12 protein-coding genes are annotated in these 13,528 nt (G+C 35.8%); 8 read left to right on the forward strand and 4 right to left on the reverse strand.

What is annotated here, in order from left to right; genetic code table 11:
- Positions 1–49: 49 nt before the first annotated feature.
- Positions 50–1,531: an OmpP1/FadL family transporter gene (locus DVK85_RS02125; RefSeq protein WP_114676850.1), complete on the forward strand. Its 1,482-nt coding sequence runs from the start codon at positions 50–52 to the stop codon at positions 1,529–1,531.
- An 84-nt stretch (positions 1,532–1,615) separates the two neighbouring features.
- Here the strand turns inward: DVK85_RS02125 and DVK85_RS02130 are convergent, their stop codons facing one another.
- Entirely contained in the window at positions 1,616–2,170 is a 555-nt protein-coding gene (locus DVK85_RS02130; RefSeq protein WP_127960539.1) for a hypothetical protein, read from the reverse strand.
- 160 nt (positions 2,171–2,330) lie between these two features.
- Between DVK85_RS02130 and rimO the strand changes: the two genes are divergently transcribed.
- Positions 2,331–3,650, forward strand: a complete 1,320-nt coding sequence (gene rimO / locus DVK85_RS02135) for a 30S ribosomal protein S12 methylthiotransferase RimO (RefSeq protein WP_114676852.1) — start codon at positions 2,331–2,333, stop codon at positions 3,648–3,650.
- Positions 3,651–3,723: 73 nt separating this feature from the next.
- Positions 3,724–4,152, forward strand: a complete 429-nt coding sequence (locus tag DVK85_RS02140; RefSeq protein ID WP_114676853.1) for a hypothetical protein — start codon at positions 3,724–3,726, stop codon at positions 4,150–4,152.
- Here the strand turns inward: DVK85_RS02140 and DVK85_RS02145 are convergent.
- A complete protein-coding gene (locus DVK85_RS02145; RefSeq protein WP_114676854.1) occupies positions 4,149–6,341 on the reverse strand; it encodes a B12-binding domain-containing radical SAM protein in 2,193 nt (730 codons plus the stop codon). The genes DVK85_RS02140 and DVK85_RS02145 overlap by 4 nt on opposite strands.
- 84 nt (positions 6,342–6,425) lie before the next feature.
- Here DVK85_RS02145 and DVK85_RS02150 point away from each other — a divergent pair, with 84 nt between their 5' ends.
- From DVK85_RS02150 to DVK85_RS02165, 4 genes are all read left to right on the forward strand, one after another.
- On the forward strand, positions 6,426–7,220 hold the full coding sequence (locus DVK85_RS02150) for a hypothetical protein (protein ID WP_114676855.1): 795 nt from the start codon (positions 6,426–6,428) through the stop codon (positions 7,218–7,220).
- Between the two features lie 31 nt (positions 7,221–7,251).
- A complete protein-coding gene (gene rluF / locus DVK85_RS02155; RefSeq protein ID WP_114676856.1) occupies positions 7,252–8,070 on the forward strand; it encodes a 23S rRNA pseudouridine(2604) synthase RluF in 819 nt (272 codons plus the stop codon).
- An 84-nt stretch (positions 8,071–8,154) separates the two neighbouring features.
- A complete protein-coding gene (locus tag DVK85_RS02160) occupies positions 8,155–9,057 on the forward strand; it encodes a helix-turn-helix domain-containing protein (protein WP_114676857.1) in 903 nt (300 codons plus the stop codon).
- An 83-nt stretch (positions 9,058–9,140) separates the two neighbouring features.
- Positions 9,141–9,989, forward strand: a complete 849-nt coding sequence (locus DVK85_RS02165) for an SDR family NAD(P)-dependent oxidoreductase (RefSeq protein WP_114676858.1) — start codon at positions 9,141–9,143, stop codon at positions 9,987–9,989.
- An 81-nt stretch (positions 9,990–10,070) separates the two neighbouring features.
- On the opposite strand, the gene DVK85_RS02170 is transcribed toward DVK85_RS02165, so the two are convergent.
- Positions 10,071–10,955 carry a bifunctional 5,10-methylenetetrahydrofolate dehydrogenase/5,10-methenyltetrahydrofolate cyclohydrolase gene (locus DVK85_RS02170; protein ID WP_114676859.1) on the reverse strand — a complete coding sequence of 295 codons (885 nt, stop codon included), beginning with the start codon at positions 10,953–10,955 and terminating at the stop codon, positions 10,071–10,073.
- 84 nt (positions 10,956–11,039) lie between these two features.
- Complete coding sequence (gene ffh, locus DVK85_RS02175; RefSeq protein ID WP_114676860.1) at positions 11,040–12,380, reverse strand: signal recognition particle protein; 1,341 nt, start codon at positions 12,378–12,380, stop codon at positions 11,040–11,042.
- Between the two features lie 616 nt (positions 12,381–12,996).
- Between ffh and DVK85_RS02180 the strand changes: the two genes are divergently transcribed.
- Complete coding sequence (locus DVK85_RS02180) at positions 12,997–13,518, forward strand: RNA polymerase sigma factor (RefSeq protein WP_114676861.1); 522 nt, start codon at positions 12,997–12,999, stop codon at positions 13,516–13,518.
- The last annotated feature ends 10 nt before the right edge of the window (positions 13,519–13,528 follow it).

Genomic DNA, 13,528 nt, shown 5'->3' on the forward strand with positions numbered 1-13,528 from the left:
CTTATTTTGTATATAAACAACATAAAGCTTTTAAAGAAAAAATAAGGTTATGAAAAATATACTATTAGCTGCATTTAGCCTTGCAGCAGTAAGTTCATATGCACAACGCGATTTGAATTCAGCAGCAGATGGTGTTCGTTATGCAATGGATAATTTAACAGGTTCGGCACGTTTTCGTGCTATGGGTGGTGCCTTTGGTGCGTTGGGTGGCGACCCTTCGGCTATAATGGTTAACCCTGCTGGCTCTGCAATTTTTAGCTACAATTCGGGTACTGTTTCACTATCTAGCTACAACACAAGTAACACCTCAAGTTATTTTGGCACACAAACAAAAAAAAATGATAATGCTTTTGACTTAAACCAAATGGGAGCTGTTTTTGTTTTTAACAACACAAACGAAGATGCTTTTATGAACAAGTTTGCATTAGCATTCAATTACGATAATATCAATAATTTTGATAACAATATTTATTCTCGGGGTACAAACCCTACAAATTCAATAGATCGTTATTTTCTTAATTATGCCAACGGAACATCTTTAGGAACAATAGAAAACAGTTATCTAGAAGAACTTAATTTCTCGCAACAGCAGGCTTTTTTAGGTTATAATGCCTATATATTTGACCCTGTTAGTCAAGCCGCTAACAACACCGCTTATGTATCTAGTTATGATACTAGTGCAAATAACTTTTATCAGGAAGACCAACTCAACACTACGGGCTTTCACGGTAAAGTAGCACTAAACTTTGGCGCGCAGTTAAAGAAGAGAATATATGTAGGGGCAAATATTAATATTCACTTTACAGATTATATAAAAACAACCAGTTTTTATGAAGATGCCAATACCCCTTCGGGGCTTAATGCTATCCGATTTAATAATGAACGTTATACCTATGGTGGCGGAGTATCTTTCAACTTAGGAACTATTGTAAAAGTAACCGAACAACTAAGAGCTGGTATTGCTTATGAATCGCCAACATGGTTGCGACTGCAAGATGAAATAAGGCAAAATGTAGTATCATCTGGAACAGGAAATGGTACTGTTGTGGTAAACCCTTACCTTACCTTTATATTAGATGATTATACATTAAAAACGCCTTCTAAATGGACGGGTAGTCTTGCCTATGTATTTGGCAAAAATGGACTATTAAGTGCTGACTACTCTATTAAAGATTATGGCAATACCGAATTTGTAACCAATGGTTACGAAGCTATTAACACCGAACTTAGTAACACATTAGGTATGGCAGGCGAACTGCGTGTAGGTGCAGAATATCGCATTAAAAACGTAAGTCTGAGAGGTGGTTACCGTTATTCTGAAAGTCCGTATAAAAATGGTACAACTGTAGGCGATCTTACAGGCTATTCTGGCGGGCTTGGCTTTGCCTTTGGCAACTCAAGGCTCGACCTAGCTTACTCTTGGTACCAACGTAAAATGGATGTACAGTTTTTTAGCACAGGACTTACCGATGCTGCCCGTGTAAAAAGCACTAACAATAATGTAACGCTTTCTTACACGCTCGATTTGTAATTATTTTTTCGTCTTACTATATTTCAAAAAAGCCATTCCTAATTCAGAATGGCTTTTTTGAAATAGTTAAAACGGACAGATATACTACATATTATTATTTTTAATCATAAGTTCTATTGTTAATGGTCTAACTATTAATTTATCTTGATAATAGTATATAAATAATTCTTGTTGAAACTCATGAGTATCCTCTATAATATAGGTCATGAAAATTGTTAATGTTTCTCCTTTTTTAGGAGCGGTAATAGAGAATGCAAATTCTTGTTCTTTACCCAAATTAGATATTCTACTGACCATACCTCCCTTATAGTCAGACTTTAAGAACTTGGTTATTTTCCCATTATTATTTAAGTTTTTAAAATATAGAAAATAATGACCTCCAAGTTCATAATCCCTATCACATCTAATTTCCAATTGTGGATTTTTACTTTCTACATATCGTTTTTGATTTACCTCTTGTAATTCTTCTAATTTAGAGGCTATTAAAGACAAGCTAGCAATTTCAGATTCTCTTTGTTTATCTCGTGATACCAATTTAATTAATGTCCATAATGCAACACCCATACCTATAGAACCAATAATAAATTGAGCTACCTCTGTCCAGTTTGGTAAAGTATCACTCATTATATAAAATGACATAAAGTAATTTTTAACAAATATAAAGAAGAGTAATTATTTATTTACAAGTACTCTTACTTTTTCATAAATATTTCTAAAAAATTGTATAACTAAATTTTACCCCTCATACCCTGCTCATTATCAATAAAAAGCGTAATTTTGCACTCCAATTTTCAACTACATGAGAACCAAATCGTTAAAGAAGAATAAGATAAATGTAATAACCCTTGGGTGTTCCAAAAACGTGTATGACAGCGAAGTACTGATGGGGCAACTGAAAGCCAGCGGTAAAGAGGTTACCCACGAAGCTCCTGCTGAGGAAGAAGGAAACATCATCGTGATAAACACTTGTGGTTTTATAGACAATGCAAAGGAAGAGTCGGTAAACATGATATTGAATTATGCTGACAAAAAAGACCAAGGACTGGTAGATAAAGTATTTGTTACAGGATGTCTTTCTGAACGCTATAAACCCGATTTAGAAAAAGAAATACCTAATATAGATCAGTATTTCGGTACTACTGAGCTGCCTCTTTTACTTAAAGCGCTTGGTGCTGACTATAAGCACGAACTTTTAGGCGAAAGGCTTACCACTACCCCAAAAAATTATGCATATTTAAAAATTGCCGAAGGTTGCGACCGTCCGTGTAGTTTTTGTGCCATACCACTTATGCGTGGTAAACACGTATCCCAACCGATAGAAAAACTGGTTAAAGAAGCCGAAGGATTAGCGCGTAACGGTGTTAAAGAATTGATACTTATAGCACAAGACCTTACTTATTATGGTCTTGACCTTTATAAAAAACGTAATCTTGCCGAACTACTTGAAAACTTAGTAAAAGTTGAAGGTATAGAGTGGATACGTCTGCATTATGCATTCCCTACAGGTTTCCCTGTAGATGTACTAGATGTAATGAACCGCCAACCTAAGGTGTGTAATTATATAGATATTCCTTTACAACATATTGCTGATAACGTATTAAAATCGATGCGTCGTGGTACTACGCAAGAAAAAACAACTAAGTTGTTAAAACAATTCCGTGAGGCTGTACCAGGCATGACGATACGTACTACACTTATTGTAGGTTACCCTGGTGAAACAGAAGAAGATTACCAAACCCTGAAAAAGTGGGTAGAGGAAATGCGTTTTGAACGTTTGGGTTGCTTTACCTATTCGCATGAAGAAAACACTCACGCTTATAATCTTGTAGATGATGTTCCTGCTGAAGTAAAACAACAGCGTGCTAACGAGATTATGGAAATACAGTCGCAAATATCATGGGAACTGAATCAAGAAAAAATAGGCGAAACGTTCCGTTGTATTATCGACAGAAAAGAAGGTAATCATTTTGTGGGTCGTACCGAATTTGACAGTCCTGATGTAGATAACGAAGTTCTGATAGACGCTACAACAACTTACCTAAAAACAGGCGAATTTGTAAACATAAAAATTACCGACGCTACCGAGTTTGACTTATATGGCACTCCCGTTACTGAATAGAACTTAAACCAATGCCAAAGGAAACTTTGGCATTTTTATTGTAATTTTGATTCTAGCATAATACATTACTTTTATGAAAACTATAAAAAACCTTTTACTACTCTTTACTTTCCTTATGGGTTCGGGTACTGCTTTTGCTCAGTACTATGACCCTTACAATGGTACAGGTGCGGGAGTTGATCGTACTATAGATCGACAAAGAAGTGCACCGAGAACCAGAAATAAAGAAAAGTTAAATAGAAAAATAGATATTGTTGAGGAAACAGTAAAGCAACTCGACAAGAAACTAAAACTAGATGATTTTCAGAAAGCAGCTATTACTGTTATTTACAACGATAACAAAGATGAAATAATGGGCATTGCAGAACAGGATATACCAAGGGATGCTAAAATACAGAAAGGAAAAGACGTGAGCGAAAAAATAGATAAAGAGATATTCAAACTATTATCAAAAGAACAAGCTGAAAAATATCAGGAGATGATAGATGACAGAAAATATTAGAGTACTAACAACCCAAAATCACGCAAGGTATTTATAGGCTTACTATACCAAAATAGCTCAAAGTCTTCACTACAATTCACTTCATAGCTTTGTTTTGCCTGTGCAAATGTAACAGGTTTACTAGCAGTATTTTCTAAAAAGGGCATTAACCATTGTTCTTGTTCTTGTGATAACTGTATAGTATATGATTCCTTTTTATCATGAAACGTTAAGGACGATACCGCATAGGTCTGTCCTTTTTTTGTTTTCGTAAAATGCGAAACAGCAGGCTTACCTCCCATCCATACCAACTTTGCGGTAGGCTTTACAGTAAACTCAGTTTCTTCCTGCAATACATTATATATATAATCAGGGTCAATTTTAGTACGTGGCACTTTAAACTCAAACCAATCCTGTAACGGATAATCAAAACAAATACCATGCATAAAATTAAAAAGTGACTTTTTTAACCCAAAGCTAAACTTATCATGATTAGTTCCTGTTTTATCAATATGGACAATATCATTATTGGCAAAACTACCTACAATATCACTCTCTTTAACTACATTGAATTTTTCAGGATATAACCCAACAGGGCTATGTGCTGTCATAGCGAACTGATGCCAAAACCCAGATTGTAACACACCTGTTTCAAACATTTGGCGTACCATTTCGAGCGAATCTATCGTTTCCTGTGCCGTTTGTGTAGGGAAACCATACATCAGGTAAGCATGCACCATTATGCCTGCTTCGGTAAAATTGCGGGTTACCCGCGCTACCTGAGCTACTGTTACCCCTTTTTGTATTAAGTCTAGTAATCTGTCCGAAGCGACTTCCAATCCTCCTGATACGGCAATACACCCTGATGCTTTTAGTAATCGGCAAAGGTCGGCAGTAAAACTTTTTTCAAAGCGGATGTTAGTCCACCATGTCACCGCAAGTTTACGTCTTACAATCTCTAAAGCGACTTCCCGCATCAAAGCAGGTGGCGCAGCTTCATCTACAAAATGGAAACCGTTTTGACCTGTTTGCGCTGTCAATTCTTCCATACGGTCAACAAGCAATTTTGCAGCAACAGGTTCGTATATTTTAATATAATCGAGCGATATATCGCAAAATGTACACTTACCCCAATAACAACCATGTGCCATAGTAAGTTTATTCCAACGCCCATCGCTCCACATACGGTGCATCGGGTTTACTATTTCAATAACCGAGATATAACTATCCAGCGGTAACCCTGTATAATCGGGCGTACCTACTTGCGCTTGTTTATAATCAGGTTTATTGGCGTTATCTATATAAGTTACTTTATCACCTTGTAAAACAAAAGCTCGCTTCAGCTGAGTAAGTTCCCTCCTACCCTCTATATGCTCGACTAAGCACTCAATGGGTGCTTCGCCATCATCTAGTGTTATAAAGTCGAAAAACGCCATTACCCGTACATCACTAAGTGAACGTAATTCGGTATTCGGGAAACCGCCACCCATAGCAATTTTCACCTTTGGGAAATTCGCTTTTATATACTGTGCACTCCTAAATGCCGCATACAAATTACCAGGAAATGGCACCGAAAAACAAACCAAACTAGGTTGCTCTTCTTCCATTCGCTGATGTAATAAATCTATAAGTAATTCATCAATATAAGTATAAGGCTGTTGCAGGCTCTCGTATAGCTCATCAAATGAGTTAGCCGAACGCCCTAGTCTTTCAGCATAACGACTAAAACCAAAATGCGGGTCGGCACACTCGACAATTAGATCCGAAATGTCTTCAAGGTACAATGTAGCAAGGTGCTTTGCCCTGTCCTGTGTACCCATAGTACCAAAAGCCCAATCAAGTTCGTCGAGTTGTGCAAAACGAGAGGCTTCGGGCAAGAAATCTTCCTGACAGATAAGATGTGACAACGTAGGGTTTTTCCCTTGTAAAAATAGCATAACTGAATCTATCGTTTTTAAATACTCTTCTTTAAGAGCAATAATACGTTGTGCGTTTTCAGAAAAACCATCTTCTGTATCAGTTTCAATACGCGAAAATAAATCGGTAAGTCCTTGTTTTGAGAATAGTTTATTAATAACATCAATACCCAAGTCGGCTTGCGCGCTGGCAATGCCTTTGGTATTCAGGAAACCTTTCAAGTATGCCGTAGCGGGATAAGGCGTGTTAAGCTGTGTAAAAGGCGGTGTTATTAAAAAAAGTTTAGTACTCAAAGCGCATATAATTTAAGACTGCAAAAGTAGCGCATATTTTTGTGATTTATACTGAGAAAGGATTTTGAGTATATTTACAGGAATATGGAAAAGAAGAAAATAATATTACTTGTAGGGGCTGGAGCTATAGAAAATGCATGGACTCCTGTCGTTGATGCAATAAAAGAGATTAATAAAAATATCTCAGCAAATAACGCAAATGCTTTTTTCGCGAAATTAATACATCTAGCGAGATGTTATTCTCAAATTGAACATCCACAAGCAAAACAGGATTTAAAATTAACATTAAGTAATATTGATTTTTTAAAAAACCTAATATGCCAAAAATTGAGAAGTGCTCAAGAGCAATCAAAAATAAATGCTAGACCTGAGTTTCAAAAAATAATTAGAAAATTTATAACAGTAAGTAATAATGAAACATACTTAGTTTCTACAAACTGGGATACTGTAATAGAAAATGAAATAAATAGAATTTGTCATTTAGAGGATAAAACAAATAAAATACCATGTTTATATATTCATGGAAATATTGATTCTGATATTTATCTACCTACCGAAATGACTCAGGAGAATTATCGGAATAAGGAACAAGAAATTTTTTTTGGAAAAAAACATTCATCATTTATTACGATACTTGAAAAGACTAATACATTAATAATTTATGGATTATCAATGAGTCCTCTAGATGCTGAATTACTTCAAACTGTAGGGCTAGTTTGTTATAATATTAATGAGATAATTATTATAGATTTAAACCCTGATATAGCTGCTGATAATATTAAAGCTATCATTGACCCTGAAGTAAATTTAAAAATCACAGGATATTCTCCTTTTAACCTCGATATTGGGTGCCCTTATTCTTCAATATATATTAACTAAAATTATATTTTAAAATGTTTATTTTTGCAGCATGGAACAAGAACTTAAACGTCTTAATAAATTTATATCGGAAACGGGCTACTGCTCGCGTAGGGAAGCAGACAAACTTGTAGAAGAAGGTCGCGTTACTATAAACGGCGTAGTTCCTGAAATGGGAACTAAAGTAAGTATAGAAGATGAAGTGCGCATTGATGGGAAACTGATACTCGAAAAAACGGGGAAGCTAACCTATCTTGCTTTTAATAAGCCTGCAGGTATAGAGTGTACTACTAATCTTGACGTTAGAAACAACATTGTAGATTATATTAACTACCCTACCCGAATTTTCCCTATCGGGCGACTTGATAAAGCCAGTGAGGGTTTAATATTTATGACCGACGATGGCGATATTGTAAACAAAATACTACGTGCCCGTAATAATCACGAAAAAGAATATATTGTTACCGTAGATAAACCCATTACCGACAGATTTATTCAGCGCATGGGTGGTGGTATTCCTATACTCGATACCGTTACACGTAAATGTAAGGTAGAGCAGGTTAGCAAATATATTTTTAAGATTATACTGACGCAAGGACTTAATAGACAGATTAGACGTATGTGTGAATACTTAGGCTATGAGGTTATAGCATTAAAGCGTATTCGTATCATCAATATATCGTTAGATGTACCTGTGGGACGTTATCGTGATCTTACTCCCGCCGAAATTAAAGAGCTTAATGCACTTATAGAGCCTAGTAGTAAAACTGAAGAAGCAAGCCTACCCAAAGCACAGTCCACACGACCACGCGGAGCAAATAATAATACCAATTGGAATAAGAGGAACAATAATCGGAATAGAAATAATTAACCTGTAGTAAAAAGCATATTCTTAAGCTAGCAATAACTGCTAGCTTTTTTTATTACCTTTGATTGAATTTTGTAATAACAGACTATGAAACCAGAAACACTCACCCAGTTTTATACTGATAATATAACCAATAGCGACACTCCCCAAAATATTAGTAATGGTATAGGACATTTTAACGTTTTCCGTCTCGAAGATTGTTTGTTACCAGGAAAACAGGTAAAATATACCCGTAGAGATTATTACAAAATAAGTCTTATAAGAGGCAATATTCTTTATCATTATGCTGATAAAAGTATTGAGATATCGGGTACTACTTTAATGTTTTTTAATCCACAAGTGCCTTATACTTGGGAAACCATTTCGGGAGATACTACGGGTTGTTTTTGCATCTTCACAGAGTCGTTTTTTACCGAAGGAATGCGTGGCGCTTTAAATGAGCTACCAATGTTTACTGTAGGTAGTAAACCTTCTTATATTCTTAATAAAACTCAAGAAGATGCTGTTATGGCTACTTTTGAAAAAATGCTCACCGAGATTAACTCTGACTATACTTTTAAATATGACTTACTTAGAAGTTACCTTAATGAGATTATACATCTTGCTTTAAAAACAGAGCCTGCCGAAAACTTGTATGAACACCCTAATGCCAATTCTCGAACAACAGCTATATTTAAAGAATTACTAGAGAGACAATTTCCTATAGAAACACCTGCTCAACGTTTTACTATGCGATCGGCTAGCGATTTTGCAACTAGTTTGTCTATACATGTAAACCACCTGAACCGTGCTGTAAAACATACTACAGGAAAAACAACAACAGTATTAATAGGCGAACGTATTATTGCCGAAGCAAAAGCATTACTTAAACATACTGACTGGAATATATCGGAAATAGGTCGTAGTCTTGGCTTTGAGGAGGCTGCACATTTTAATAATTTCTTTAAAAAACAAACCTCCACCATCCCTTCTCATTACAGAAGTGTTTGAATTTCGTAATAATTGGTTTACATCTAGTAATTATGCCTCCTTATTACCATCATACATTTGTATAAATAAAAAAATCAAATAGTATGAAAAATCAAACAGTACAAAAAGTATGGTTTATTACGGGGGCTTCTAAAGGATTTGGGTTAGAGTTTGTAAAGCAACTATTAGCAAAAGGCGATGCAGTTACTGCTACTTCGCGTAGTATATCACAACTAAAAGATGCTACCAATACGAAAGATACTAACTTCCTACCATTGGAAGTTAACCTTATTGATGAGCAAAGCGTAGCCAATGCTATCACTGAAACTATAGACAAATTTGGCAGAATAGATTATGTAGTGAACAATGCAGGATATGGTATTGCGGGAAGCCTTGAAGAGCTTAGTGATAAAGAAGCAAGACAAAACTTTGATGTAAATGTATTTGGTTCGCTTAATGTAATACGGCAAGTAATGCCACATTTGCGCAAACAGCAGTCAGGGCATATTTTCAACTTTTCATCAGTTGCAGGAATTACAGGTAGTTTCCCTGGGTTCGGAATTTACTGTGCTACCAAATTTGCAGTAGTAGGTTTTACCGAAGCTTTAGCGGTAGAAGGAAAACCTTTTGGTATTAAGGCTACTATTGTATTACCTGGTTATTTCAGGACTAATTTCTTGGAATCTGATTCGCTTGTTATTGCTGCTACACAAATGGAAGAGTACAAAGAAGTTCGCGAAATTCAGGCTATGCATGAAAATAAAATTAACGGTAACCAACAAGGAGACCCTGTAAAAGGTGTAGCCGAAATTATTAAAACAGCAGGTATAGACAATGCACCATTATACCTATTTTTAGGTAGTGACGCACTGAAAATGGCTCAGGATAAAAATACTTCGCTACATAATGAAGTTGAAGCATGGAAAACAGTAAGCAAAGCTACTGATTTTTAAATCTTAATTCTATTCTCACTCTTAAATTGAAAAGCCCCGCAGATGCGGGGCTTTTATATTATTATAAGTATAAATAAAAATTTATTTTTTAAACTTACGTTGCTCTCGTGCTAGTAATGTATTTTTAAGCAACATAGCAATCGTCATAGGTCCTACACCACCCGGAACTGGAGTAATAAATGATGCTTTTTTACTTACGTTTTCAAAATCTACATCACCTGTTATTCTGTATCCTTTCTCAGTTGTATCATCAGCAACACGTGTAATACCCACATCAATTACTACTGCATCATCTTTTATCATTTCTGCTTTCAGGTAGTTAGGTACTCCAAGTGCTGTAATAATAATATCGGCTTGAGTAGTTATCTGGTTAATGTTTTTAGTATGGCTATGTGTTAGGGTTACCGTACTATTACCTGGGAAACCTTTACGCCCCATTAATATACTCATGGGTCTACCTACAATGTGACTACGACCAATAACTACGGTATGCTTACCCGCAGTTTCTACATTATAACGCTCTAGCAGCTCTAATATACCAAATGGTGTAGCTGGGATAAAGGTTGTCATATCTAACGCCATTTTACCAAAGTTCTCAGGGTGGAAACCGTCTACATCTTTACTTGGGTCTATAGCCTCAATAACTTTTTGAGTATCTATCTGGTCTGGCAAAGGTAACTGTACTATAAAACCATCAATGTCATCATTTTGGTTTAGTTCCTCAATTTTTTTGAGTAGCTCCATTTCTGATGTTGTACTTGGCATTTTTACGAGTGTCGACTCAAAGCCTACACGCTCGCAAGCCTTTACTTTACTACCCACGTAGGTAAGGCTCGCACCATCATTACCTACTATAACCGCAGCAAGATGAGGAACTTTCTCCCCGTTTTGTTTCATTTTTTCTACCTCGGCAGCGATCTCATTCTTGATATCGTTCGAGGTCTTTTTACCATCGAGTAATTGCATAGTGTGATGTGTATTTAGTGTTTAGAATAGTAGTTAATTAAAAAAGACGCGGTTAAACCGCGTCTTTATATAAATATGTTGTTGTTATGGTTTCATGCCTTTCATTCCGCCCATCATTCGCATCATGTTTTTAGCTCCACCACCCTGCATCATCTTCATCATTTTACTCATTTGGTCAAACTGCTTCAGTAGTTGGTTTACTTGTTGCACAGAAGTACCCGATCCTTTTGCAATACGTGATTTTCGTTTTGCATCTAAAACTGATGGTCTTGTACGTTCTACAGGTGTCATAGAGTGTATAATAGCTTCTATATGCTTAAAAGCATCATCTTCTATCTCTACATCTTTAAGAGCTTTACCAGCACCAGGTATCATACCTACAAGGTCTTTCATGTTACCCATTTTTTTAACCTGCTGTATCTGCGAAAGAAAATCATCGAAACCAAACTCATTCTTGGCAATTTTCTTCTGTAGTTTACGTGCTTCTTCTTCATCATATTGTTCCTGCGCTCTCTCTACAAGCGACACAACGTCACCCATACCAAGAATACGCTCTGCCATACGGTTAGGATAGAACACGTCTATCGCTTCCATTTTTTCGCCTGTACCTATAAACTTGATAGGTTTATCTACTACCGATTTAATTGAAATAGCTGCACCACCTCGTGTATCTCCATCAAGTTTTGTAAGGATAACACCATCAAAGTCTAACCTGTCGTTAAATGCCTTAGCAGTATTCACTGCATCTTGCCCCGTCATAGCGTCTACTACAAATAGGGTTTCCTGTGGTTGTATAGCTTTATGCACATTGGCAATTTCTTTCATCATCTCCTCATCGACAGCAAGACGACCCGCAGTATCGACAATAACTACATTAAAGCCGTTTGCCTTAGCATGCTTAATTGCATTTTGTGCAATCTCAACAGGGTTACGATTTCCTTCTTCGGAATATACCTCTACTCCTACTTGATCTCCCACTACGTGTAGCTGATTAATAGCCGCAGGACGGTATATATCACAGGCTACTAATAATGGTTTCTTATTTTTCTTAGTTTTTAGAAAATTAGCAAGTTTACCAGAAAAGGTGGTTTTACCCGAACCTTGCAAACCTGACATTAATATTACTGATGGATTACCCGATAGGTTTATGCCTTCTGCATCACCCCCCATCAGTTCGGTAAGTTCATCTTTTACTAACTTTACCATTAGCTGCCCTGGTTGTAATGTAGTAAGTACATCCTGACCAAGTGCTTTTTCTTTTACCCTATTGGTAAACTCTTTGGCTATTTTAAAGTTAACATCGGCATCGAGTAATGCACGACGTACTTCTTTTAGAGTATCGGCAACATTTACTTCGGTAATTTTACCGTGACCTTTTAATATGTGTAAGGCTTTGTCTAATTTATCGCTTAAATTTTCGAACATAAAAATCGAGAGTTTCTTTTATAGAACTGCAAATTTAATAATTTGATATGTAAGTTAGCAGAGTTATGGAAATAAAAAAACCGACTCCGGGAAAGAGCCGGCTTTTCTCTCGGAAAAAACCTGAATATTTAAAAAAAACACAACTATTCAATATATTCTTTAAGTACTTTTTATTTTACTGTATGCCCTGCCGAAACGGATAACTAAACCGAGATAGCTTATGGATTGGCTCTTCGGCAAGGTGATAACAGTATCAAATTAATATTCATTGTAAAAGAAAGCTAAATCTTAAGCTTTTTAGTATCACCTGGGTAAAAACCAACTGTTACAGTTGGTTTTTGTTCCAGGGATAAAGAAACTAGCATTTCTTTTTCATAGTATTGTAAGCCTACATGAGGCACTATATTTCAATTTCAAAATACTCAAGGACTTTAAAATGTCCTGTGTATTATTAATAACATCCAAGTAATAAACCTCCCTACCTTGTTAACAAAATTTTAACATTTAAGATTTAATACTAAAAATGTTTATATTATCATATTTCATGTTAAAAAACATCATAATTATATCGGTTTAAAAAAAATTCATAATTTAACACCCACTTTTATACGCCAAAATGAAAAAAACTTCGCTTTCAGGTATTTGTGAAGAAATTACATTTTCCAGTTTTTTTAAGGATCATGCAAAATCACTTCGCAACTATCTTTTTTACAAATTCGGTAATGAGGAACAAGCAGATGATGTTACCCAAGAGGCTTTTATAAAGCTATGGCAAAACTGTGCCGATGTGCCACCAGAAAAAGCAAAGTCTTTTTTATATACCGTAGCCAACAATACATCGCTTAATCATATTGCTCACCAAAAGGTTGTATTACAGTATGTGAAAAAAAACACCCATGTATATACTGATGGGCAAGACCCTGAGTTTTTAATGGAAGAAGAGCAATTTAAAGTGAAACTACAAAAAGCTATTGATGGACTTACCGAAGCGCAACGAACTGCTTTTTTGTTACACCGTATAGATGGAAAGAAATATCATGAAATAGCCGAAATACTTGGTATTAGTATTAAAGCTGTAGAAAAAAGAATTCATGGTGCACTAGTAGAGTTGCGAAAAGAAATTGAAAATATGAGGTAGGGAAAATGAC

The organism is Flavobacterium arcticum (assembly GCF_003344925.1).
Taxonomy (GTDB): Bacteria; Bacteroidota; Bacteroidia; order Flavobacteriales; family Flavobacteriaceae; genus Flavobacterium; species Flavobacterium arcticum.